At 74.0% G+C, this 22873-nt stretch carries 19 protein-coding genes; 11 read left to right on the forward strand and 8 right to left on the reverse strand.

The window, feature by feature from the left end; all coding sequences use genetic code 11:
* The first annotated feature begins 43 nt into the window (after positions 1–43).
* A complete protein-coding gene (locus ACIF6F_RS24620) occupies positions 44–1333 on the forward strand; it encodes a citrate synthase (RefSeq protein WP_399950320.1) in 1290 nt (429 codons plus the stop codon).
* A gap of 377 nt (positions 1334–1710) precedes the next feature.
* Here ACIF6F_RS24620 and ACIF6F_RS24625 read toward each other — a convergent pair whose 3' ends face one another.
* Together ACIF6F_RS24625 and ACIF6F_RS24630 are read right to left on the reverse strand one after the other, a co-directional pair.
* Complete coding sequence (locus ACIF6F_RS24625) at positions 1711–3999, reverse strand: heavy metal translocating P-type ATPase (protein ID WP_399950324.1); 2289 nt, start codon at positions 3997–3999, stop codon at positions 1711–1713.
* 127 nt (positions 4000–4126) lie between these two features.
* Complete coding sequence (locus ACIF6F_RS24630) at positions 4127–4426, reverse strand: heavy-metal-associated domain-containing protein (RefSeq protein WP_399950327.1); 300 nt, start codon at positions 4424–4426, stop codon at positions 4127–4129.
* A 201-nt stretch (positions 4427–4627) separates the two neighbouring features.
* On the opposite strand from ACIF6F_RS24630, the gene ACIF6F_RS24635 reads away from it, so the two are divergent.
* Positions 4628–5842, forward strand: coding sequence for a cation:proton antiporter (locus ACIF6F_RS24635; RefSeq protein ID WP_399950330.1), 1215 nt, complete (start codon positions 4628–4630; stop codon positions 5840–5842).
* A 71-nt stretch (positions 5843–5913) separates the two neighbouring features.
* On the opposite strand, the gene ACIF6F_RS24640 is transcribed toward ACIF6F_RS24635, so the two are convergent.
* On the reverse strand, positions 5914–6573 hold the full coding sequence (locus ACIF6F_RS24640) for a TetR/AcrR family transcriptional regulator (RefSeq protein WP_399950333.1): 660 nt from the start codon (positions 6571–6573) through the stop codon (positions 5914–5916).
* 332 nt (positions 6574–6905) lie between these two features.
* Here ACIF6F_RS24640 and ACIF6F_RS24645 point away from each other — a divergent pair, with 332 nt between their 5' ends.
* Positions 6906–9119, forward strand: coding sequence for an MMPL family transporter (locus tag ACIF6F_RS24645; RefSeq protein ID WP_399950336.1), 2214 nt, complete (start codon positions 6906–6908; stop codon positions 9117–9119).
* 8 nt (positions 9120–9127) lie between these two features.
* Here ACIF6F_RS24645 and ACIF6F_RS24650 read toward each other — a convergent pair whose 3' ends face one another.
* The 3 genes from ACIF6F_RS24650 to ACIF6F_RS24660 all read right to left on the reverse strand — a co-directional run bounded on the left by ACIF6F_RS24650 (position 9128) and on the right by ACIF6F_RS24660 (position 11555).
* Positions 9128–9328 carry a helix-turn-helix transcriptional regulator gene (locus ACIF6F_RS24650; RefSeq protein ID WP_399950339.1) on the reverse strand — a complete coding sequence of 67 codons (201 nt, stop codon included), beginning with the start codon at positions 9326–9328 and terminating at the stop codon, positions 9128–9130.
* Between the two features lie 264 nt (positions 9329–9592).
* On the reverse strand, positions 9593–10606 hold the full coding sequence (locus ACIF6F_RS24655; RefSeq protein WP_399950342.1) for a Gfo/Idh/MocA family protein: 1014 nt from the start codon (positions 10604–10606) through the stop codon (positions 9593–9595).
* 34 nt (positions 10607–10640) lie between these two features.
* On the reverse strand, positions 10641–11555 hold the full coding sequence (locus ACIF6F_RS24660; protein WP_399950345.1) for a sugar phosphate isomerase/epimerase family protein: 915 nt from the start codon (positions 11553–11555) through the stop codon (positions 10641–10643).
* 28 nt (positions 11556–11583) lie between these two features.
* On the opposite strand from ACIF6F_RS24660, the gene iolC reads away from it, so the two are divergent.
* The 5 genes from iolC to ACIF6F_RS24685 all read left to right on the forward strand — a co-directional run bounded on the left by iolC (position 11584) and on the right by ACIF6F_RS24685 (position 18001).
* Positions 11584–12555 carry a 5-dehydro-2-deoxygluconokinase gene (gene iolC, locus ACIF6F_RS24665; protein WP_399950348.1) on the forward strand — a complete coding sequence of 324 codons (972 nt, stop codon included), beginning with the start codon at positions 11584–11586 and terminating at the stop codon, positions 12553–12555.
* Positions 12556–12946: 391 nt separating this feature from the next.
* Entirely contained in the window at positions 12947–13801 is an 855-nt protein-coding gene (gene iolB, locus ACIF6F_RS24670) for a 5-deoxy-glucuronate isomerase (protein WP_399950798.1), read from the forward strand.
* Positions 13798–15693, forward strand: a complete 1896-nt coding sequence (gene iolD / locus ACIF6F_RS24675) for a 3D-(3,5/4)-trihydroxycyclohexane-1,2-dione acylhydrolase (decyclizing) (protein WP_399950351.1) — start codon at positions 13798–13800, stop codon at positions 15691–15693. Before iolB ends, iolD begins: the two co-directional genes overlap by 4 nt.
* Before the next feature lie 10 nt (positions 15694–15703).
* The gene (locus ACIF6F_RS24680; protein WP_399950353.1) at positions 15704–17203 is read left to right on the forward strand and encodes a CoA-acylating methylmalonate-semialdehyde dehydrogenase; all 1500 of its coding nucleotides are present in this window, start codon (positions 15704–15706) and stop codon (positions 17201–17203) included.
* 378 nt (positions 17204–17581) lie between these two features.
* Positions 17582–18001 (forward strand): nitroreductase family deazaflavin-dependent oxidoreductase, encoded by a 420-nt coding sequence (locus tag ACIF6F_RS24685; protein ID WP_399950356.1) that lies wholly within the window; start codon positions 17582–17584, stop codon positions 17999–18001.
* A gap of 80 nt (positions 18002–18081) precedes the next feature.
* Here the strand turns inward: ACIF6F_RS24685 and ACIF6F_RS24690 are convergent, their stop codons facing one another.
* Both ACIF6F_RS24690 and ACIF6F_RS24695 read right to left on the reverse strand, forming a co-directional pair.
* Positions 18082–18747: a response regulator gene (locus ACIF6F_RS24690; RefSeq protein ID WP_399950359.1), complete on the reverse strand. Its 666-nt coding sequence runs from the start codon at positions 18745–18747 to the stop codon at positions 18082–18084.
* Positions 18744–20456, reverse strand: coding sequence for a histidine kinase (locus ACIF6F_RS24695; protein WP_399950362.1), 1713 nt, complete (start codon positions 20454–20456; stop codon positions 18744–18746). Before ACIF6F_RS24695 ends, ACIF6F_RS24690 begins: the two co-directional genes overlap by 4 nt.
* A gap of 84 nt (positions 20457–20540) precedes the next feature.
* Here ACIF6F_RS24695 and ACIF6F_RS24700 point away from each other — a divergent pair, with 84 nt between their 5' ends.
* The 3 genes from ACIF6F_RS24700 to ACIF6F_RS24710 all read left to right on the forward strand — a co-directional run bounded on the left by ACIF6F_RS24700 (position 20541) and on the right by ACIF6F_RS24710 (position 22643).
* On the forward strand, positions 20541–21275 hold the full coding sequence (locus tag ACIF6F_RS24700; protein WP_399950365.1) for a 4'-phosphopantetheinyl transferase family protein: 735 nt from the start codon (positions 20541–20543) through the stop codon (positions 21273–21275).
* A gap of 166 nt (positions 21276–21441) precedes the next feature.
* Complete coding sequence (locus ACIF6F_RS24705) at positions 21442–21927, forward strand: GNAT family N-acetyltransferase (RefSeq protein WP_399950801.1); 486 nt, start codon at positions 21442–21444, stop codon at positions 21925–21927.
* Between the two features lie 98 nt (positions 21928–22025).
* On the forward strand, positions 22026–22643 hold the full coding sequence (locus ACIF6F_RS24710) for a DUF6368 family protein (protein ID WP_399950368.1): 618 nt from the start codon (positions 22026–22028) through the stop codon (positions 22641–22643).
* The last annotated feature ends 230 nt before the right edge of the window (positions 22644–22873 follow it).

The following is a 22873-nucleotide window of genomic DNA, read 5'->3' on the forward strand; positions in this document are numbered from 1 at the left end:
CAGGGCACCTCGAAGAAGAGGCACTACGTCGGTGAGGGATGACGTGAGCGACAACTCTGTAGTACTGCGGTACGCGGACGGTGAATACACCTACCCGGTGGTCGAGAGCACCGTCGGTGACAAGGGCTTCGACATCTCGAAGCTCCGCGCCCAGACCGGTCTGGTCACCCTGGACAGCGGCTACGGGAACACCGCTGCCTATAAATCCGCGATCACCTACCTCGACGGCGAGCAGGGGATCCTCCGCTACCGCGGCTACCCGATCGAGCAGCTGGCCGAGAAGTCGACCTTCATCGAGGTCGCCTACCTGCTGATCAACGGGGAGCTGCCGACCGTCGACCAGCTCGCGTCGTTCCGCAACGAGATCACCCAGCACACGCTGCTGCACGAGGACGTCAAGCGCTTCTACGACGGCTTCCCGCGCGACGCGCACCCGATGGCCATGCTGTCCTCCGTGGTCAGCGCGCTGTCGACGTTCTACCAGGACAGCCACAACCCGTTCGACGAGAAGCAGCGCCACATCTCGACGATCCGGCTGCTGGCCAAGCTCCCGACGATCGCCGCGTACGCGTACAAGAAGTCGGTCGGCCACCCGGTCGTCTACCCGCGCAACGACCTCGGCTACGTCGAGAACTTCCTGCGCATGACGTTCTCCGTGCCGGCCCAGGAGTACGAGCTGGACCCGGTCGTGGTCTCCGCGCTCGACAAGCTCCTCATCCTGCACGCGGACCACGAGCAGAACTGCTCCACCTCCACCGTCCGCCTGGTCGGCTCCTCGCAGGCGAACATGTTCGCCTCGATCTCCGCGGGCATCAGCGCCCTGTGGGGCCCGCTGCACGGTGGCGCCAACCAGTCCGTGCTGGAGATGCTGGAGGGCATCCAGGCCAACGGCGGCGACGTGGACTCCTTCATCCGCAAGGTGAAGAACAAGGAGGACGGCGTCCGCCTCATGGGCTTCGGCCACCGCGTCTACAAGAGCTTCGACCCCCGGGCGAAGATCATCAAGGCGGCGGCGCACGACGTCCTCTCGGCGCTCGGCAAGTCCGACGAGCTGCTCGACATCGCGCTCAAGCTGGAGGAGCACGCGCTCTCCGACGACTACTTCGTCTCGCGCAACCTCTACCCGAACGTGGACTTCTACACGGGCCTCATCTACCGCGCGATGGGCTTCCCGACCGAGATGTTCACCGTGCTGTTCGCGCTCGGCCGCCTTCCCGGCTGGATCGCCCAGTGGCACGAGATGATCAAGGAGCCGGGTTCCCGCATCGGCCGCCCGCGCCAGATCTACACCGGCGTCGTCGAGCGCGACTTCGTCCCGGTCGAGTCCCGCTGACGCCCAGTACGTAGGACAGCGAAAAGCGCCCCGCCGTCGATCCCCCCACGGGTCGAAGACGGGGCGCTTTCCATACCCCGGTGCGGATTCCCCCCACGGGACCCGTGCCGGGTGTCGGCGAGGGGCCGGAGCCCCTGGTGGGTCTGCCGGGACCCGTGGTGGTCGGGAGGGCCGCTCAAAGCTCCCCGGCCGCACGTGCCCCGGCGTGGCAGATGCATGGACGTCCCCCAAGACGCCCGCCCAACGTCCCCCAAAGACGTTCTCGGCATCGCCTCATTAGACTCGCGTCACCCCCGGATGGTTACGTACGCATCCCTGTGATCTCTGTCTCGATCTTGTGCCTCGCGTGAAGGAACTGTGCCCGAGATGCGAAGAGGCTACCTGAAGGACCGCAGCCGCAGGCTGTTTGTCACAACGAAGACCGACGAGAAGGCCATCGCGGCCCCCGCGATCATCGGGTTGAGCAGTCCGGCGGCCGCCAGCGGCAGCGCCGCCACGTTGTAGCCGAAGGCCCAGAAGAGGTTGCCCTTGATGGTGGCCAGGGTGCGCCGGGACAGCCGGATGGCGTCGGCGGCGACGCGCAGGTCCCCGCGTACGAGCGTCAGGTCGCCGGCCTCGATGGCGGCGTCGGTGCCGGTGCCCATGGCCAGGCCCAGGTCGGCCTGGGCGAGCGCGGCGGCGTCGTTGACCCCGTCGCCGACCATGGCGACCGTACGGCCCTCGCCCTGGAGGCGCTTGACCTCCGCCACCTTGTCCTGCGGCAGCACCTCGGCGACCACCTCGTCGATGCCCACCTCGCGGGCCACGGCCTCGGCCACCGCCCGGTTGTCGCCGGTGAGCAGCACCGGGGTGAGGCCCAGGGCGCGCAGCCGGGACACGGCCTCGGCGCTGGTCTCCTTCACCGCGTCCGCCACCGTCAGCACGCCGCGCGCCGCACCGTCCCAGGCGACCACGACCGCGGTACGGCCGGCCGCCTCGGCCTCGGCCTTGGCGGCCGCCAGCTCCGCCGGGAGCGTGATCGCCCACTCTGCCAGCAGCCGCTCGCGGCCCACCAGCACCGCGTGCCCGTCGACCATGCCCTGGACGCCGAGCCCGGCGACGTTCTCGAAGCCCTCCGGCACCGGCAGCGCGCCCACCCGCTCGGCCGCACCGGTCGCGATGGCACGGGCCACCGGGTGCTCCGAGGCGTGCTCCAGGGAGCCCGCCAGGCGCAGCAGCTCCGCCTCGTCGGTGCCGTCGGCGGCGGTGACGCCGAGCAGGGTCATCCGGCCGGTGGTGACGGTGCCGGTCTTGTCCAGGACCACGGTGTCCACGCGGCGGGTGGACTCCAGCACCTCGGGGCCCTTGATGAGGATGCCGAGCTGCGCGCCGCGCCCGGTGCCGACCATCAGCGCGGTCGGGGTGGCCAGGCCCAGGGCGCAGGGACAGGCGATGATCAGCACGGCCACGGCGGCGGTGAAGGCCGCGGTGGCGTCGCCGGTGACGAACAGCCAGGTCAGCAGGGTGCCGAGGGCGAGGACCAGGACGACCGGCACGAAGACCGCGGAGATCCGGTCGGCCAGCCGCTGGACCTCGGCCTTGCCGTTCTGGGCGTCCTCGACCAGCCTGGCCATCCGGGAGAGCTGGGTGTCGGAGCCGACCCGGGTGGCCTGGACGACCAGCCGCCCGGCGGTGTTGACGGTCGCTCCGGTGACGGCGTCGCCGGTGGTCACGTCCACGGGCACCGACTCCCCGGTGAGCATCGAGGCGTCGACGGCGGAGCTGCCCTCGACCACGGTGCCGTCGGTGGCGATCTTCTCGCCGGGGCGGACGACGAAGCGGTCGCCGACGGCCAGGGCGTCGACGGGGATCCGTACCTCCGTGCCGCCGCGCAGCACGGACACGTCCTTGGCGCCGAGTTCCATCAGGGCCTTGAGGGCCGCGCCGGCCTTCCGCTTGGAGCGGGCCTCCAGATAGCGGCCGAGCAGGATGAAGGTGACGACCCCGGCCGCGACCTCCAGGTAGATGGTGGAGGCGCCGTCGGCGCGGGAGACCGTCAGGTCGAAGCCGTGCCGCATGCCGGGCATGCCGGCGTGGCCGAAGAACAGGGCCCACAGCGACCAGCCGAAGGCGGCCAGCGTGCCCACGGAGACCAGGGTGTCCATGGTGGCGGCGCCGTGCCGGGCGTTCGTCCAGGCGGCCTTGTGGAAGGGGTACGCGCCCCAGACGACGACCGGGGCGGCCAGGGTGAGCGAGAGCCACTGCCAGTTGTCGAACTGGAGGGCGGGGACCATGGCCAGCAGGACCACGGGGGCGGCCAGCAGGGCCGAGACGACGAGCCGCCCGCGCAGCTCCGCGAGCGCCGGGTCCATGCCGGCGTCGGCGCCGGGCGCCTCGGGGGCCTCCGGGGAGGTGGTGGGCTCGGGGGCCGGCGGCGGGGGCTCCTCGGCGGTGTAGCCGGTCTTCACGACGGTCGCGATCAGGTCGGCGACCTCGATGCCCTCTGCGTACGTGACCCGCGCCTTCTCGGTGGCGTAGTTGACCGTCGCCGTGACGCCGTCCATGCGGTTGAGCTTCTTCTCGATGCGGGCGGCGCACGAGGCACAGGTCATGCCGCCGATGGAGAGCTCGACCTCGGCGGCCGCGGCGGTGGGCGCTATCGGGTCGTCGTGCAGGGTGCTGCTCATGTCCGGCTCCAGGGGGAGGGCCGGACCGTGCGGGACCGGTATCAGCCGGCCGGCACGGTCCGGCGGGAAGTCCTGCGTGAGGAGTGCGGCCCCCGGACCCCGCGGGGCCCGGGCGCCGTGCGGCGGCTCAGGCCAGGCCGGCGAGCTCGTAGCCCGCCTCGTCCACGGCGGCGCGGACGGCCTCCAGGTCCAGCGGGGCCTCCGAGATCACGGTGACCTCGCCGGTGGCGGCCACGGCCTTGACCGAGGAGACGCCGGCCAGGGCGGAGACCTCGGCGGTCACGGCGCCCTCGCAGTGGCCGCAGGTCATGCCGGTGACGCGGTAGACCGCGGTGACGCCCGCAGCGGCGGCGGTGCCGTCCTGGCAGGCGCTGCTGCCGCCGCAGCAGGAGCCGGTGGTGGTCTGGGTGTCCGTCTCGGCGGTCATGTCGTTCTCCTCTTCGGGACGTGCGAAGTCAGGGGGCCGGGTGCCCGTGGATCCCTCCACGGTCTCCCGACAGTGAGAACACTATACCCCTAGGGGGTATTCCGCGACTCCCTCCTTCGACGCGTCGCGATCGAGGGCAGGGGCGCGGAACGGATCGCTCCCGGTTGGCGGATCCCGTCGGAGCGTAGATAAATGGGGCGTATGTCGCATTCGGGGACGCTCGTTCTGATCATGGCCATCGCCGTCCTCGCACCCCTGCTGGCCTACGGAGTCTCCCGCTGGCTCCCGGTGCCGCTGGTCATCTTCGAGATCCTGCTGGGCATCCTGGTCGGCCCCGACGTGCTCGGCTGGGCCGAATCCGGGGGTGTGATCGACACGCTCTCCCAGCTCGGCCTGGCCATGCTGATCTTCCTGGCGGGGTACGAGATCCAGTTCGACAGGGTGCGCGGGGACACGCTCAGGCGCTCGGTGTGGGCCTGGATCGCGGCGCTCGCGCTCGGGCTCGCCCTCGGCGTGCTGCTCGCGCACGGCGGTGGGTTCGCCAAGGGCGTCTACATCGGCACCGCGCTGACCAGCACCGCGCTCGGCACGATCCTGCCGGTGCTGCGGGACGCCGGTGACCTGGGGACCCGGTTCGGCACCGTGATGATGGCCTTCGGCTCGGTCGGCGAGTTCGGGCCGATCATCGCCATGGCGCTGCTGCTCAGCGGGCGGGCGCCGGCCACCTCGGCGGCCACCCTGATCGCCTTCGCGGTGCTCACGGCGCTGGCCGTGCTCTGGGCGATGCGGCCCAAGCCGCCCTGGTTCTCCCGGGTCATCGCCAAGACCCTGCACAGCAGCGGGCAGTTCGCGGTGCGGCTGGTGGTCTTCCTCCTCGTGGTGATGCTGGGGCTCACCGAGGTGCTGGGCCTGGACGTGCTGCTCGGTGCCTTCGCGGCCGGGATGGTCACGCGGCTGGTGCTCCAGGGGGCCGTCCCGGAGAGCAGCGGGCTGGTCCTCTCGAAGGTGGAGGCCATGGGGTTCGGCTTCCTGGTGCCGGTGTTCTTCGTCGTCACCGGCATCGAGTTCGACCTCGACTCGTTGCTGGAGGGCGGGTGGGAGCTGCTCCTGCTGCCCCTGTTCCTGCTGCTCTTCCTCGTGGTGCGGGGGCTGCCCATCTGGTTCCTGGCCCCGCGTGACCTGGTCCGGCGTGACCGGGCGGCGCTGGTCCTCTTCGGGTCCACCGCGCTGCCGCTGGTCGTCGCCATCACCACGCTGGGCGTCGAGGACGGGGTGCTGGGCGCGGGGGAGGCGGCGGCCCTGGTCGGGGCCGCCATGGTCTCCGTACTGGTCTTCCCGCTGCTCGCCCTCAAGTGCCGGGCCGGCGCCGGGGAGTCCCTGCCGCGCGGCGAGCGGGTCGGGGAGGAGTCCTGGTGACGGGGCCCCGGTGAGGGGGCCTGGCGAGGGGTCCCGGTGAGAGCCGCCTGCCGCGGGGCCCGGCGCGCCGGTTACCGCGTGGGGGTCCCGGGTGCCGCCGTCCGGTCCCCGATCAGCGGGTCCAGGTAGCGGAAGAGCAACGTCTTCAGCTCGGCGACGTACGCCTCGCGCTCGGCGCCCTCGCTGGCGAGGATCAGGTCGAGCCCCGCCTTGAAGGCTGCGAGCGTCATGTGTGCGGTCCGGGACAGCTCGGCCGGCGGCGCGTCGGGCAGGAACGTGGCCAGGATGCCCTCGACCCGGGTCTGGAGGCCCTGGTGGAGCGCCTCGTGCTCGTCGTTGATGTGGCCGGGGATGCCGGAGCCGTGCATCAGTGCCCAGAAGGCCGGGTTCTCGCAGTTGAACGCGATGACCGGGTCGAGGACGGCGTCCAGCAGCTCCGGCAGCGGGAGGTGCAGGTTCTCCGGCAGGAAGGCCTGGCCGTGCATCACGTTCGCCTTGTGCAGCAGTTGGCCTCCCAGCTCGATCGCGATGGCCTCCTTGTTCGGGAAGAACTGGTACAGCGTCCCCGGGGAGACGCCGGCCTCGCGGGCGATGGCGTTGGTGCTGGCCGCCGCGTAGCCGCTGCGGCAGAACACGCCGGCCGCGGCCTCCAGGAGCTGGGCCACGCGGCGCTCGCCGCGGGCCTGGCGGCGGCGCGGTTTGGCGGTCTCGGCGGGGTTGGCCTCCGGCACGGTGATTCCTCTGCTTTCCAGGTACTCCCCAGGAGTGATTGACAAACACGAGTGCCCGCTCGCATTCTTGAGAAACGCGAGCGACGTCTCGTGTTTGCCAGTCTACGGGTCTGGGCTTGGTTCTGGTCTGGTCTTGGGCAATGGGGGCGACCCGTATCGGCGGGTCATGGTGAAGGGGACACCGAGGTATGTCCGAAGTCAAGAAGGCCCTGGCCACGAAGGATCCCGCGACCGGCGGGGGCGGCGGGAGCGGCAGAGGCGGCGGGTCCGGAGGGGCCGGCGGCTCCCGGAAGGGCGGCGGGTCGCGAGGCGCCGGGGGAGCCGCCGCTGCGGTGACCGGCGCAGGCGCGGGCGGCTGGACGCGGTTCGTCACCGCGCGGCCGCGGCTGTCGCTGCTGCTCGCCCTCGTCGTCACCGCGCTCGCCGTGTTCGCGGGCGGCGGGGTGGCCGACCGGATGGGCAGCGGCGGCTGGGAGGACCCGGACGCCCGGTCCACGTACGCCGCCGAGGTCCTGGAGCGCGAGTTCCCGGCCTCCCAGCCCAACCTGCTGCTGCTCCTCGACGCCGGGCAGGGCCGGGTGGACGACCCGGCCGTCGCGGCCGAGGCGGAGCGGCTGACCGCGGTCCTGGCCGCGGAGCCCGGCGTCACGGGCGTCGGCTCGTACTGGCGGACCAAGGCGCCGCTACTGCGCTCCGAGGACGGCCGGCAGGCACTGATCGCAGCCCGGGTCCAGGGCGACGACAAGACGGCCACCGCGACGCTGGACCGCATCGCGCCCCGCTTCGAGGGCGCCCGGGGACCGGTCTCGGTCTCCATCGGCGGGCCCGTGGCCGTCCAGCGCGAGGTGACCACCACCATCCAGGAGGACCTGCTCAGGGCCGAGCTGATCGCCCTGCCGGTCACCCTCGTCCTGCTGGTCCTCGTCTTCGGCAGCGCCGTCGCCGCGCTGCTCCCGCTCGGCGTCGGCATCGTCGCCATCCTGGGCACCAACGCCGTCCTGCGCGGACTCACCGAGATCACCGAGGTCTCCGTCTTCGCCCAGAACCTCACCACCGCGCTCGGACTGGGCCTGGCCATCGACTACGCCCTCTTCATCGTGCGCCGGTACCGCGAGGAGCTGGCCGCCGGGAAGGACCCGGCCGCGGCCGTGGCCACCACCCTGCGCACCGCGGGGCGGACCGTGCTCTTCTCCGCGCTCACCGTCGCCGTCGCCCTGTCCGGGATGCTCTTCTTCCCGATGTACTTCCTGCGCTCCTTCGCCTACGCCGGGGTCGCGGTGGTGCTGCTGGCGGCCGCAGCCGCACTGATCCTGCTGCCCGCGGCGCTGGTGCTGCTCGGGGACCGGGTCAACGCCCTGGACCTCAGGCGTCTCTGGCGGCGCGGCCGGGCGGCCGGCCGGCCCGACGGGTCCGGCCGCGGGTGGGCCCGGAGCACCGCGCTGGTGATGCGCCGGGCGCCGGTCTTCGCGGTGGCGACCACTGCCGGGCTGCTGCTGCTCGGACTGCCCTTCCTCGGCGTGAAGTTCGGCACCGTGGACGACCGGCAGCTGCCCTCCACCGCAGCCTCCCACATCGTCCAGCAGCAGATCAGGGACGGATTCCCCGGCAGCCCGGGCGCCGGACTCGTGGTGCTGGCCGAGGGGCCGGCCGACGACGCCGCCTACGCCGCGTACCGGGGCCGGATCGCGGAGCTGCCCGGCGTGCTGCGGGCCGACGGGCCGGTCAGGTCCGGCGAGTACGCGTACTTCTCCGTGCTGGCCGAAGGGGAGGCCGTGGGCCAGAAGGCCCAGGACCTCGTCGGCGAGGTGCGCGCGGTCGACGCACCCTTCACGACCTCGGTGACCGGCCAGGCGGCCGTGCTCGTGGACGCACAGGACGCGATCGCGGAACAACTGCCCAAGGCGGGTGTGCTGATCGCTGCGGCCACGCTGCTGCTGGTGTTCCTGATGACCGGCAGCCTGCTGATCCCGCTCCAGGCGGTGCTGCTCAACGCCCTCAGTCTGACGGCCATGTTCGGCGCCGTGGTGTGGGTGTTCCAGGAGGGCCACCTGTCCGGGCTGCTCGGATTCACCGCGACCGGGGACATCGAGACGACGCTGCCGGTGCTGATGTTCTGCATCGCCTTCGGCCTCTCCATGGACTACGGGGTGTTCCTCATATCCCGCATCAAGGAGGAGTACGAGCGGACCGGCGACCACGAGGGTGCCGTGCGGGCCGGGCTCGCCAAGACGGGCGGGCTGATCACCGCGGCCGCCGTGATCCTCGCGGTGGTGATGGTGGCCATCGGCAGCTCGCGGGTGACCAACACCAAGATGCTGGGCCTGGGGATCGCGCTGGCGGTGCTGATGGACGCGATGGTCGTCCGGGGGCTGCTCGTGCCGGCGGTGATGAAGCTGACCGGCCGGGCCACCTGGTGGGCGCCGCGCCCGCTCCGGGCGCTGCACGACCGCTTCGGGCTGAGCGAGGGGGAGCGCGCCGTGCCGCCGCCCCCCGTGGGACGGGCGGCGGAGGAGGCCGCCGCACCGGTTCCCGAGCGCGTGGGGTAGGAGGGCCCTCAGTCGTCCCGGCGGCCCCGGTTGCCGGGACGGCGGGCCACCCAGTCCCGGATGGTGTCCGCGTACCAGTAGGGCTTGCCGGCCTCGACGTGGTCCGGGGGCGGCAGCAGCCCGTGCTTGCGGTACGACCGCACGGTGTCGGGCTGGACCCGGATGTGTGCGGCGATCTCCTTGTACGACCACAGCTTTCGGTCGGTCATCTGCGGCACCTCCTTGTCCGTGCCGCCGGGCGGCCGGGAGGCCGTCGGGGGAAGCGGGGCACGGACGCTGACGATCACTCAGCCTTGTGCCCCGAGAACGACGGCTCTCGGGGCGGGGAGAGGGGCTGTCGACCGCCTGTGACGGAAGACCCGCGTAACGCGGACATCCGTCACGGGGTGCCGAACGCTGTGACCGGCACGGGACAGCGCGACGCAGCCGCCCTCCCGCCGTGGGACCGGCGACAGGGAGGCACGGGAGGACGTTCAGGCGTACAGAGCGGGCTTCGGCGCGAGGGACACCTCGGTGCGGACCCCGGTGAGCTGGGCGGTGACACCGGCCTCGCTGACGGCCGCTGCCGCGTAGCCGTCCCAGGCGCCGGGGCCCGTCACCCCGCCCCGCCGGATGGCCTCCACCCAGCGGCGGACCTGGCGGTCGTAGGCGTCCGCGAAGCGCACGGTGTAGTCCTGGGTGATCTCGCCGCCCCAGCGCCCCCGGGACTGCACGAGCACCGACTGGCCGTCGCCGATGCGGGCGCTGCCGGACTCGCCGACGGCCTCGCACACCACCTGGTAGCCGAAGCCGCAGTTGACGAAGATCTCCACGTCCACCAGGGCCCCGCCGGAGGTCTCCAGCAGGATGAACTGGGGGTCGCGCAGTCCCTCGGGAGCCGCCGCGGACGAGGCGGGCGAAAGCACCGTCACCGCGGTGACCTCCTGCCCGAGCAGCCAGCGGGCCGCGTCCACCTCGTGCACCACCGAGTCGTTCACGAGCATCTCGGTCGTGAAGAAGGAAGGGGACGAGGCGTTGCGGTGCCGGCAGTGCAGGAAGAGCGGCCGGCCCAGCTCCCCGGCGTCCAGCAGGGCCTTGAGCCGCTCGTACTCGGCGTCGTGCCGGCGCATGAAGCCGACCTGCACCAGCCGCCGGCCCAGCCGCTCTTCCGCCTCCATGATCCGCAGCGCGCCCCCGGGGTCCGGGGTGAGCGGCTTCTCACAGAGCACCGGGAGCTCTCTGCCGAGCGCCTCCAGCACCGTGGCCTCGTGGGCCGGGCCGGGCGAGGCGATCAGCACGGCGTCGACGCCCGGCGCGGCGAGGGCCGCCGACGGGTCCGTGAAGGCGGCGCAGCCCTCGACGCCGGCGGCGATCTCCTTCACCCGGTCCCCGTCCGGGTCGGCGACGGCGGCCACCCGGGCCCCGCTGATCACGCGGTCGATGCGCCGTACGTGGTCGGCGCCCATCCGGCCCGTGCCGATCACCGCGATGCCGAGCGTGCCGCTCATCGTTCCCCCTCGCTGCTGGTGTGGGCGGACTGCGTCAGCGCAGGCCGCAGGACCGAAGATAGGCGCGGGTGCGGCGGGCGATGGGCAGCGGGCGGTCGGGCGGACAGGGGTACATGTCCTGCTCGACGATCGCGAAGAGCGGCGTGTCCAGCCGCTCGGCCGCCGCCAGCACCGGTGCCAGGTCCGGCACCCCCTGGGGCGGTTCGCACATCACCCCGCGGGCCACCGCTGGCCCGAACGGCACCTGCTCCGCCCGCACTTCGGCCAGTACGGCCGGGTCGACCTGCTTGAGGTGCAGGTAGCCGATGCGCTCGCCGAAGGTCTCGATGAGCTCCACGCTGTCGCCGCCGCAGTAGGCGTAGTGCCCGGTGTCCAGGCAGAGCGAGACGGCGTCCGGGTCGGTGGCGTCCAGGAAGCGGGCCACGTTCTCCGGGGTGTCGATGTGGGTGTCGGCGTGCGGGTGCACCACGATCCGCAGCCCGTAGCGGTCCCGGACCTCGCGGCCCAGGCGCTCGGTCTGGCGGGCCAGTTCCCGCCACTGGCCGGCGTCGAGCTCCGCGTCCTCCAGGACGGCGCCGGTCTTGTCGTCGCGCCAGAAGGACGGGATGACCACCAGGTGGCCGGCGCCCATGGCCTGGGCCAGCTCCGCGATCCGCGACACGTGCTCCCAGGTCGCGTCCCAGACGGCGGGCCCGTGATGGAGTCCGGTGAAGACGGTGCCGGCCGAGACCCGCAGGCCGCGCCGACCCGTCTCGTCCTTCAGCCGTACCGGATCCGTGGGGAGGTAGCCGTACGGGCCGAGCTCGATCCACTCGTAACCGGCGTCCGCGACCTCGTCCAGGAAGCGGTCCCAGGGCGTCTGCTCCGGGTCTTCGGGGAACCACACCCCCCAGGAGTCCGGAGCCGAACCGAGCCGAATGCGGGTCAACGCGGGCGGGGAGGAAGCCATACGGCCAGCTTAGGCAGAAGGCGCGGGGATGTTCGGAGGATTGCCATTGACCAGCGACCGGTTTGACGTGATCACGATGGGGCGGATCGGGGTGGACCTGTACCCGCTCAAGACGGGCGTGCCGCTCGGGGAGGCCGACACGTTCGGCCGGTTCCTCGGCGGCTCGCCGGCGAACGTGGCGGTCGCCGCCGCCCGGCTCGGCCGGCGGGTGGCGATGGTGACGCGGACGGGCGCGGACCCCTTCGGCGCGTACCTGCGGGCGGAGCTGCGGAGCTTCGGGGTGGACGACCGGTACGTGGCCGAGGTCGCCGCGTACCCGACGCCGATCACCTTCTGCGAGGTCTTCCCGCCGGACCGGTTCCCGCTGTACTTCTACCGGCTGCCCAAGGCGCCGGACCTGGAGATCCGTGAGGACGAGCTGGACCTCGGCGCGATCCGGGCGGCACGGGTCTTCTGGACGACCGGGACCGGGCTGAGCGCGGAGCCCAGCCGGGGCGCGACGCTGGCCGCGCTGGAGGCCCGGGCGAAGTCCGGGACCACCGTCTTCGACCTGGACTGGCGGCCGACGCTGTGGTCGGAGCCGCCGGGCGAGCACTACGCGCGGGCGCTGTCGCTGGCCACGGTGGCCGTGGGCAACGAGGAGGAGTGCGCGGTGGCCACCGGCGAGCGGGACCCCCTGGCGGCGGGGCGGGCGCTGCTGACGGCCGGGGTGGAGCTGGCGGTGGTGAAGCGCGGTCCGGAGGGGGTGCTGGCGATGCACCGGGACGGGCGGGTCGCCGAGGTGCCGCCGGTACCGGTGGAGGTGGTCAACGGGCTGGGTGCGGGCGACGCGTTCGGGGGTGCGCTGTGCCACGGGCTGCTGGCGGGGTGGGAGCCGGAGCGGGTGCTGCGGTACGGGAACGCGGCGGGGGCCATCGTCGCCTCGCGGCTGGCGTGTTCGTCCGCCATGCCGGTGGCTGCGGAGATCGAGGAGGTGCTGGGGCGTGCCGGTGAGCGGTGAGTGGGGGATGGAGTACGCGCGGCTGCGCGTGCTCTCCCTGGAGGCGGGCGAGGCGTACGTGCACGAGGCGGGGGAGTGCGAGTGGATCGTGCTGCCGTTGTCGGGTGGGTGCGAGGTCCGCTGCGCGGAGCCGCTGCCCGCCCCCGTGGCTCCGCCCCCGGCCACCGCCGGGGGGACCCCCGGCACCTCAGGCGCCGGCGGGGCCGGCACGACCCCGGGGGCTCCGCCCCCAGGCCCCCGCGCCTCAAACGCCGGCGGGGCTGGAGATGTGGTGGGGGCCGGGTCCGCGGGGCTCGGGGCCGCGGGTGCCGGTGGCGCTGGAAGTGCGGTGGGGGCCGGGTCTGCGGGGGCCGCGGGCGCCGGCGGGGCGCCTCCGGCCGCCGGGAAGGCGGTGGAGGTCGGGCCTTCGGGGGTCGGCGCGGCGAGTGCCGGTGGGGCTGGAAGTGCGGTGGAGGTCGGGCCCGCAGGGGTCGGCGCTGCGAGCGCCGGCGGGGGTGCAGGCGTGGTGGAGGCCGGGTCCGCGGGGGGCGGCGGCGGGCGGGTCGTTGTGTTCGAACTTCGGGGCCGGGACGGGGTGTTCGGCGGGCCCAGTGACTTCGCGTATCTGCCGCGGGGGAGCGTCAGTGAGCTTCGGTCCGCTGCCGGTGGGCGGTTTGCGTTGGCCGGGGCCGTGTGCGAGGCCGTGCTGCCCGCGCGGTACGGGGCGGCCGGGGACGTGCCGGTCGAGATCCGCGGCGCAGGGGTGTGCTCCCGGCAGGTCAACAACTTCGCCGCCGCCGACGCGTTCGCCTGCGACCGGCTGATCGCCGTCGAGGTGCTCACCCCCGGCGGCAACTGGTCCTCGTACCCGCCCCACAAGCACGACGAGCACCACCCCGGGCACGAGTCCCGGCTGGAGGAGGTCTACTACTACGAGATCGCCCCGCACGGGGACACGGCCGGCGTCGGCTACCAGCGGGTGAGCCCGTCGCCGGCCGGCAAGACCGACGTGCTCGCCGAGGTCCGCACCGGCGACGCCGTGCTGATCCCCGACGGCTGGCACGGGCCTTCCATCGCCGCGCCCGGCCACGACATGTACTACCTCAACGTGATGGCGGGGCCCGGCCCCGAGCGGGAGTGGCTGATCCGCGACCATCCCGATCACGCGTGGGTTCGCGCGTCCTGGGCGGGGCAGGAAGCCGATCCCAGGCTGCCGGTCACCGGACCGCCGCCCCATCCCGCCCCGGACCCCGAGGAGGCCCTGTGACCGCCCCGCGCACCGTCCGGCTCACCACCGCCCAGGCCCTCGTCAGGTTCCTCTCCCGGCAGTATGCGGAGCGCGACGGGCGGCGGCACCGGCTGATCGCCGCCACCTGGGGCATCTTCGGACACGGCAACGTCGCCGGGATCGGGCAGGCACTGCTGGAGACCGGCCCGGAGCCCGAGCACGGCATGCCGTTCCTCCAGGGCCGCAACGAACAGGCCATGGTGCACGCGGCGGTCGGGTACGCCCGGCACAGCGGGCGGCTCAGCGCCCACGCCGTGACCACGTCCATCGGGCCCGGCGCGACGAACCTGGTGACCGGCGCGGCCCTCGCCACCATCAACCGCATCCCCGTCCTGCTGCTGCCCGGCGACGTCTTCGCCGGCCGGCCCGCCGACCCCGTGCTCCAGCAGCTGGAGGTGCCCCACGCCGGGGACGTGTCCGTCAACGACTGCCTGCGGCCCGTGTCGCGGTACTTCGACCGGATCGGCCGCCCCGAGGCCCTGGTCCCGGCGGCCCTCCAGGCCATGCGGGTGCTCACCGACCCGGTGGCCACCGGCGCCGTCACCCTCGCCCTCCCGCAGGACGTGCAGGCCGAGGCCCACGACTGGCCGGAGGAGTTCTTCGCCGAGCGGGTGTGGCCGGTACGCCGCCCCCGCCCCGGGACGGCGGAGGTCGAGGCCGCCGCAGCGGCGGTCCGGGCGGCCCGCCGCCCCCTGGTCGTCGCCGGCGGCGGCATCCACCACAGCGCGGCCGAGGACGCCCTGCGCGCCTTCGCCGAGGCCACCGGCATCCCCGTCGCCTCCACCCAGGCCGGGAAGGGCTCGCTGCGCCACGACCACCCCGCCGACGTGGGCGCCGTCGGCCACACCGGCACCGCCACCGCCGACGAGCTGGCCCGCGCCGCCGACCTCGTGATCGCGGCCGGGACCAGGCTGAGCGACTTCACCACCGCCTCCTCGACCCTGTTCCAGGACCCCGGCGTCCGGTTCCTGGGCCTCAACCTCGACCCCTACGACGCCCACAAGCAGGCCGCGCTGCCGCTGGTCGGCGACGCCCGGGAAAGCCTGGACGCGCTGCGGGAGGCGGTGGCCGGGTACCGCGTGCCGGCCGCGTACGAGGAGGCGTACGGCAAGGCCAAGGCCCACTGGGAGACCCTGGTCGACCGGGCCTTCCACGCCCCCGACGAGGACGCCCGCCCCACCCAGGCCCAGGTGCTCGGCGCGCTCGACGCCCTGGTCACCGACGAGGACGTGCTGGTCAACGCGGCCGGCTCGCTGCCCGGCGACCTCCACCGGCTGTGGCGGGCCCGCTCGCCGCGGCAGTACCACGTCGAGTACGGCTACTCCTGCATGGGCTACGAGATCCCGGCCGCCATCGGCGTGGCCCTGGCGGAACCCGGCCGGCCCGTCTGGGCCCTGGTCGGCGACGGCTCGTACCTCATGAACCCGACCGAACTGGTCACCGCGGTGCAGGAGGGAATCCCGCTGACGGTGGTGATCCTGGACAACCACGGGTACGCCTCCATCGGGGGCCTTTCCGAGGCCGTGGGAGGTGAGCGCTTCGGCACCGACTACCGTCACCGCGCACTGGACACCTCGTACACCGGGGACCCCCTTCCGGTGGACCTGGCGGCCAACGCGGCCTCGCTCGGAATGGCCGTGATCCGCGCCCGCACCGTCCGTGACCTGCGGGAAGCCCTCGCGGTCGCCCGTTCGGCGGGTCGCCCCACATGTGTCTACACGGAGACCGAAACGCCCGACACTGTGTCGGGCCCGCCCCCCGCACAGGCGTGGTGGGATGTGCCTGTGGCCGAGACCGCGACCCGCACGTCGGCCGTCAGAGCACGCGAAGAGTACGACCGGCAAGCCGCAGCGCGACGTCGCCATCTGTGAAGGAGTAGCAATGAAGACCGTCAACCACTGGATCGGTGGCAAGACCGTCGAGGGCGCGTCGGGCAACTTCGGCCCGGTCACCGACCCGGCGACGGGCGAGGTCACCACCCAGGTCGCGCTCGCCTCCGTCGAGGAGGTCGACGCGGCGGTACAGGTGGCCCGCGAGGCCTTCCAGACCTGGGGCCAGTCCTCCCTGGCCGCCCGCACCAAGGTGCTCTTCGCGTACCGCGCCCTGCTGGACGCCAACCGCGACGCGATCGCCGAGCTGATCACCGCCGAGCACGGCAAGGTCCACTCGGACGCGCTGGGTGAGGTCGCCCGCGGCCTGGAGATCGTCGAGCTGGCCTGCGGCATCACCACCCAGCTCAAGGGCGAGCTGTCCACCTCGGTCTCCAACCGCGTGGACGTCTCCGCCATCCGTCAGCCGCTCGGCGTGGTCGCCGGCATCACGCCGTTCAACTTCCCGGCGATGGTCCCGATGTGGATGTTCCCGCTGGCCATCGCCTGCGGCAACACCTTCGTCCTCAAGCCGAGCGAGAAGGACCCGTCGGCCGCCAACAAGCTGGCCGAGCTGGCCAAGGAGGCCGGCCTGCCCGACGGCGTGCTGAACGTGCTGCACGGCGACAAGGTCGCCGTCGACGCGCTGCTGGCGCACCCGGACGTGGCCGCCGTCTCCTTCGTCGGCTCCACCCCGATCGCCCGCCACATCCACACCACCGCCTCCGCCAACGGCAAGCGCGTGCAGGCCCTGGGCGGCGCGAAGAACCACATGCTGGTGCTGCCCGACGCGGACCTGGACGCCGCCGCCGACGCCGCGGTCTCCGCCGCGTACGGCTCGGCCGGCGAGCGCTGCATGGCCATCTCGGCCGTCGTCGCGGTCGGCTCCATCGGCGACGAGCTGGTCCAGAAGATCCGCGAGCGCGCCGAGAAGATCAAGATCGGTCCCGGCAACGACCCGACCTCCGAGATGGGCCCGCTGATCACCAAGGCCCACCGCGACAAGGTCGCCTCGTACGTGTACGGCGCCGCCGAGCAGGGCGCGGACGTGGTCCTGGACGGCACCGGCTACACCGTGGACGGCTTCGAGGACGGCCACTGGATCGGCCTGTCGCTGCTGGACAACGTCAAGACCGACTCCGACGCCTACCGCGACGAGATCTTCGGCCCGGTGCTGTGTGTGCTGCGCGCCGAGACCTACGAGGAGGGCGTGGCCCTCATCAACGCCTCGCCGTTCGGCAACGGCACCGCGATCTTCACCCGCGACGGCGGCGCCGCCCGCCGGTTCCAGCTGGAGATCCAGGCCGGCATGGTCGGCGTCAACGTGCCGATCCCGGTGCCGGTGGGCTACCACTCCTTCGGTGGCTGGAAGGACTCGCTCTTCGGCGACCACCACATCTACGGCAACGACGGCATCCACTTCTACACCCGCGGCAAGGTCGTCACGACCCGCTGGCCGGACCCGTCGGAGGCCCCGGCGGGCGTCGACCTCGGCTTCCCGCGCAACCACTGACGGCGGGCGCGGGTCCGGGTCCCCCCATGGGCCCGGCCCCGTCGTCCCGCAACCGCAGACCCCCGGCCACCCTCACCGCCGGGGGTTCCTGCGCGTGCGGAGCCCGTACGGGTCGTTGCGGATCCCGTACGGGGCCGGGCGCCTGCGGCGGGCTCCGGTCTTGGGGCCACTCCCGGTCGTCGGCCGGTCTCGGCCGCGGGCCGGCTGCGCCGCGGCGGGTTCCGGTCTCGGGCCGCTCCCGGCCGTCGGTCCCCGCCATCCCCGGCGCCGCCGCCGGACCTCACCAGGTATGGCCGGTCTGCTGGCGGACCGCCGGAATCCGCCCCGAGAATCGGGCCGGAGCCAGGTCGGGGCTGACGAGCGGGACGAGGGGGAGCCGTGTCGGAGCGTCTGGAGCACAACCAGCGGGTGATCGACGAGTTCAGGGCCACGGGCGGGGTCGTCGGCGGCGACTTCGAGGGCATGCCGCTGCTGCTGCTCACCACCACCGGGGCGCGCAGCGGGAAACCGCGCACCTCGCCGATGGCCTACCTGAGGGACGGTGACCGGCTGGTGGTCTTCGCGGCCAACGGCGGCCGGGAGAACCGCCCCGGCTGGTACCACAACCTGCTGGCCGACCCCTCGGCCGGGGTCGAGGTCGGCAAGGAGTCCTTCACCGTGACGGCCGCCGTGGCCGAGGGCGCCGAGCGGGAACGGCTCTGGGCGGCCCAGCTCGCGGTCGCGCCGTTCCTCGCGGACTTCCAGGCCCGTTCGGGGCGCCGCGTCCCGGTGGTCACGCTGACACCGGCCGGCGCCTGAGAGGGGGCCGCTGCCGGGACTCCCCGGGCCGGGGACGACCGCGGGCCGGAGCGAGGGGCCAACCCACCGGCGGAGGCCGGTCAGGCCAGCAGGCCCGAGCGGTGGGCGAGGACGGCCGCCTGGACCCGGCTGGTCGTGCCGGTCTTCTCCAGGATCGAGCCGACGTGCGTCTTGACGGTGCCGACGCCGATGCCGAGCCGCCCGGCGATCTCCGAGTTGGCCAGCCCGCCGCCCAGCATCACCAGGACCTCGCGCTCCCGGTCGGTCAGGGCCGCGAGCCGGGGGTCGGGGCCGGGGTGCCGGCCGGTGCCGGCGGCCAGCATCCGGCGGATGACGGTGCCCGTGACGCCGGGGGAGAGGACCGCGTCGCCCGCGGCGGCCGCCCGTACCGCGCTGATCAGCTCCTCCGGGCCCTCGTCCTTGAGCAGGAAGCCCGTCGCACCCGACTCCAGGGCCCGCAGCACGTTCTCCTCGTCGCCGAAGGTGGTCAGCATGACGACCTGCGGGGCCGGGACGAGCGCGGTCAGCGGGGCGACGGCGGCGAGGCCGTCCAGCACGGGCATCCGGATGTCGAGCAGGACCACGTCGGGGCGGTGCTCGGCGGCGAGTTCGACCGCGCGGGCGCCGTCGGGAGCCTCCGCGACCACCTCGATGCCCTCGGCGTGGCGCAGGATCAGCCGCACTCCGGTGCGGATCATCTGCTCGTCGTCGGCGAGCAGGACGCGGACGGGCCGCTGCGGGGTCATGGGGTGCTCCTGGTCTCTCGCCCGGGCGCCAGCGGCACGTCGAACCGGTCGATACCGGTCAGGACGTCGCCGCTGAAACAGTACCGGGTGAGCTCGATCGAGTTCGGGCCCGAGGTGTCGTACGAGTACGGGTAGACGCAGTCGGTGGTGCCCGCCGGGCGGGGCGGTTCACGGCCCGCGGCGGCGGCCCGGCTCAGCTCGTGGTCCACGGCGCCGGCGCGTTCGGCCGCGGAGCGGGACATGCCCAGGCGGGGCGGCTCCGGCGGCGCGTAGTCGTGGCTGAGCCGCAGGTCGTCGGCGAGCCGCAGCCCCAGGATCAGCATCGCGCCCACGCCGGCCATGCCGAGCAGCGCGGTGGCGCCCTGGCCGAGCCGCCGCAGCAGGGCGGCCCCGGTGCGGGGGAGGCCGGGGGCGGCGGGGTCGGACGGTGCCGAGGCGGGTACGGGGGACGGGGCACCGGGGCCCGCCGGGTCGGCGGCGCCCCGGGCGCCTCCAGGACGCCCCGGGTCGGCGGCGCCCCCGGCGCCCGCAGGACGGCCCGGGTCGGTGGAGGGGCGGGCCGGGTCCGTCGGCGTGGCCGGGATGCGGGCGGTGAGCGTGTACCCGCCGTCGGGCCGGGGCGCCGCGTCCAGGGTGCCGCCGAGCAGCGCGACGCGTTCCCGCAGCGCCGTCAGGCCCCGGCCGGTGCCGTGCGGGGCGGCCGGGTGGCCCTCGGCGCGGGGGCCGTTGGTGATCCGTACGACGGCCAGCTCGCCGGTGTGGGTGACGACGACGGACACCGGCGCGCCGGCGGCGTACCGGTGGACGTTCGTCAGGCCCTCGCGCACCACCCGGTGCACGGCCCGCCGCACCCGGGCCTCCCGCACGTCCGTGTCGGGCCCCGACCAGTGCAGGGTGACGGCCACCCCGCCGGCCCGCGACTCCGCCACCAGGGCCCCGATGTCCGCGCGGGTGCCGGTGGCGTCGGTGAGCGCGTCCGTACCGGTGTCGCGGGACAGCGGCCCGAGCACGCCCAGCACCTCGCGCAGTTCGCGCATCGCGTCCCGGGTGGTCTGGCGCACCTGGGCGGCGCTCTCGCGCAGGTCCCGCGGCTGGCCGCGCAGGGCCATCTCCAGCCCACCGGTGTGCAGGGAGATCAGGCTCAGCCGGTGGCCCACGAGGTCGTGCATCTCGGCGGCGATACGGGTGCGCTCCTGGATCCGCGAGGCCTCCTCCGCGGTCTCGCTGCGCTCCCGCAGTGCGGCGACCAGGCGGTCCTGCTGGCCCGCCGACGCCCCGGCCAGCCCCGGCACGAGCACGGTCAGCCCGGCCACCACCGCGCCGATGGTCAGCCCGTACCGCAGGGAGCCCAGTCCCTCGTACGGCGCGGACAGGGCCGCGGAACAGACGGTCACCGCGCTCGCCGAGAGCAGCAGCACCGCCCGCCGCCGGGCACCGGGCAGCTGCCGGGCCGCGGTGTACGCGATGACGGCCATCAGCATCCCGAGGGAGGACAGCGCGCCCAGCAGCGCGCCGGTGCCCAGCAGGCTGAGCGCCGGCCGGCGGCGGCGTACGACGAGCAGCGCGAGGGCGGCGAGCACCATCAGCGCCTTGACCTCGCGCGGGAGGGAGACGCCGGTGCCGGCGCCGGCGAGCACGGTGTGGGTGACGGCGAAGACGGCTGCCCCGGCGGCGGCCTCGGCGAGGGGGCGGACGAAGGGGCGGGCCATGCGGAAATTATCCGGAGGAAACGGATCCGGCTCATCCCACTCCCGGCTGAGATCCGCCTCTGCCCAACGGCATACCCTCGCGGGATGGGCGAGTACGAGCTGGGCGGGGACGCCCCGGGGACCGGTCCCGGCGACCGGCCCGCGGGCGGGGCGGTGGAGCTGTGGCGGCTGGACACCACGCGGGAGGTGGTCGGCGGGGTGCGGGTGGACGACGGGCTGCTCGCCGGGGACGGGCCGGGGCTGCTCGACGCCGCTGAGCGGAGCCGTGCGCGCCGACTGGTCCGCGACCTCGACCGGCGGCGCTACCTCGCGGCGCACGTGGGCCTGCGGGTGCTGCTCGGCGGCTACCTCGGGGTGCCGGCGGGCGAGGTGGCCTTCGTACGGGAGGACTGCCCCGGCTGCGGCGCGCCGCACGGGCGGCCCGCGCCGGCCGGGCCGCTCGCCGGCACGTTCCACTTCTCGCTCTCGCACAGCGGTGACGCGGCGCTGATGGCCTTCTCCGGGCGGCCGGTCGGCGTGGACGTGGAGGCGGTCCCGGACGCCGAGGCCACCGCCGACCTCGTCGAGACCCTCCACCCGAGGGAGGCCGCCGAGCTGCTGGCCCTGCCGGAGGCGGCCCGGCCGCCGCTGCTGGGCCGGGTCTGGGCGCGCAAGGAGGCGTACCTCAAGGGGACGGGGATGGGCCTGGCGAAGGGGCTGCGGGACCCGTACATGGGCACCGCCGAGCTGCCCGCGCCGACGCCGGGCTGGGCCGTCCGTGACGTGACCGCGCCGGCCGGTTTCGCGGCGGCCGTGGCGGTGGCGGCCGGAGGGGTCTAGGTTCGGCGGCATGAGCAGCCGCGAGGACCGTCGCCCGGGCGGCCGTGGAGAGGGCGGCGCGCAGGGCCCGGAGCCGGGCCGCCGTGCGGACGACGGGGTGGAAAGCGCCGGGGAGGGCGGGACGGACGACCGCGTCACCGGCCCGGCGGCCGAACCGGCGGCCAGTCTGGCGCAGGCGCGTCCGGACGGCCCCGCCGACGTACGTCCGGCCGACATCCGCCCCGCCCGCACCGTCGCGGAACTGGTCGCGGCCGAGGCCCTGTTCGACGGGCCGGTGAGGCGGGAGTGGGCGGAGCGGTTCCTGGCCGCGCCCGGGCACCTGATGCTGATCGCGTACGTCGACGGCCACCCGGCGGGCATGGTCTCCGGCGTCGAGATGACCCACCCGGACAAGGGCACCGAGATGTGCCTGTACGAGCTGTCGGTGGACGAGGAGCACCGCCGCCGCGGCATCGGGCGCGCCCTCACGGAGTCCCTGGCCGCCGCTGCCCGCGCTCGCGGCTGCTACGGCATGTGGGTGGGCGTCGACACCGACAACGCCCCGGCCCTGGCCACCTACCGCGCGGCGGGCAGCCGCGACGAGGGCGTCTTCGCGATGCACGACTGGCAGTTCCCGGACCCCGACGGTCCGGCGCCCGTGCCGGGTGCCTGACCCCGGCGGGGCTCCGAGGACCGTGTCCGGGCTGAGTACCCCGCACCCCGGCCGGCGGTCCGCGGTTCCGCGGGAGCACCGTCCTTTAGGCTTGCGGTGTGTCCGGGCCGACGTTGGTGATCGAGTTGGCGGAGGCTCTTTCCGCCGCCGCGCTGCGGGAGTTCCGTTCGCTGATGGCGGGGATCTCCTCCCGTTGCGAGGAGGAGCGTCCCGGGTTCTTCGACGTGCAGGTGCCTGCGGGGCGGCTGGGGATCCGGGTGGGCCGGGAACCGTTTCCTACGCCCGGCTTCGGCGGGGCCACCCTGGACGAGGAGCTGATGGACCTGTTCGGGTCCGATCCGCGGCTCGCGGCGGAGCACCGGCCGTTCCTCGTCTACCTGATGGGGCCCGGTGCCGGTGACGAGGACGTCTTCGAGGCCGAGCACGAGGGAGAGGCCGAGGCGGAGGCCGTCCTCGGCTTCCGGCCCACCCATGCCGTGAACGTCAGCGCGTGCTGCAACGGGGCGGTCGACCACCAGGCGACCGCATTGCTGACCGCTGCCGTGATGGACGTGATCGGGGGCGTGGCCAACGCCGAGCTTGCGGAGGGCCAGGCGGCCGTCGTCGCCGGCCTTCCGGGCGTGCTCGGCATCACCGACGACGGGTATCAGGTGCTGGGCACCGCGGAGTTCCTGCGTGCCTGGTCCGGTCAGCACGGCTTCCGACTGGTCAAGTAGGCCGGCTCCTGGGGCGCCCCGGCGGGGCGCGGCGGGGCTTGGCCGGGCGCTGTTCGGCTCGGCTTGGTCCGGCTCGGCTGGCTGGGCTGGGTCAGGTCCGGTTCGGCTTGGTCCGGGTGGGCCCCGGTCGGGGCCACGTCGGCCCTGCCGGGCCGGCGCGGGCCGGTGCGGTGGGTGGCAGCCGGCGCGACTGATCGGGTGGCCCCCCTGCCGTGTGGCGGGGCGCCTTG

This window comes from Streptomyces sp. NPDC086023 (genome assembly GCF_044540325.1).
In the GTDB taxonomy this organism is placed as follows: domain Bacteria; phylum Actinomycetota; class Actinomycetes; order Streptomycetales; family Streptomycetaceae; genus Streptomyces.

Bases quoted from the DNA above. Each gene is read 5' to 3' on its own strand.
- ACIF6F_RS24630 (WP_399950327.1), bottom strand. From the start codon at position 4,426: ATGACCGCCGAGACGGACACCCAGACCACCACCGGCTCCTGCTGCGGC.
- ACIF6F_RS24655 (WP_399950342.1), bottom strand. From the start codon at position 10,606: ATGAGCGGCACGCTCGGCATCGCGGTGATCGGCACGGGCCGGATGGGC.
- ACIF6F_RS24650 (WP_399950339.1), bottom strand. From the start codon at position 9,328: ATGACCGACCGAAAGCTGTGGTCGTACAAGGAGATCGCCGCACACATC.
- ACIF6F_RS24625 (WP_399950324.1), bottom strand. From the start codon at position 3,999: ATGAGCAGCACCCTGCACGACGACCCGATAGCGCCCACCGCCGCGGCC.
- ACIF6F_RS24700 (WP_399950365.1), top strand. From the start codon at position 20,541: ATGGGCGAGTACGAGCTGGGCGGGGACGCCCCGGGGACCGGTCCCGGC.
- ACIF6F_RS24680 (WP_399950353.1), top strand. From the start codon at position 15,704: ATGAAGACCGTCAACCACTGGATCGGTGGCAAGACCGTCGAGGGCGCG.
- ACIF6F_RS24695 (WP_399950362.1), bottom strand. From the start codon at position 20,456: ATGGCCCGCCCCTTCGTCCGCCCCCTCGCCGAGGCCGCCGCCGGGGCA.
- iolC (WP_399950348.1), top strand. From the start codon at position 11,584: ATGTTCGGAGGATTGCCATTGACCAGCGACCGGTTTGACGTGATCACG.
- ACIF6F_RS24635 (WP_399950330.1), top strand. From the start codon at position 4,628: ATGTCGCATTCGGGGACGCTCGTTCTGATCATGGCCATCGCCGTCCTC.
- ACIF6F_RS24690 (WP_399950359.1), bottom strand. From the start codon at position 18,747: ATGACCCCGCAGCGGCCCGTCCGCGTCCTGCTCGCCGACGACGAGCAG.
- ACIF6F_RS24660 (WP_399950345.1), bottom strand. From the start codon at position 11,555: ATGGCTTCCTCCCCGCCCGCGTTGACCCGCATTCGGCTCGGTTCGGCT.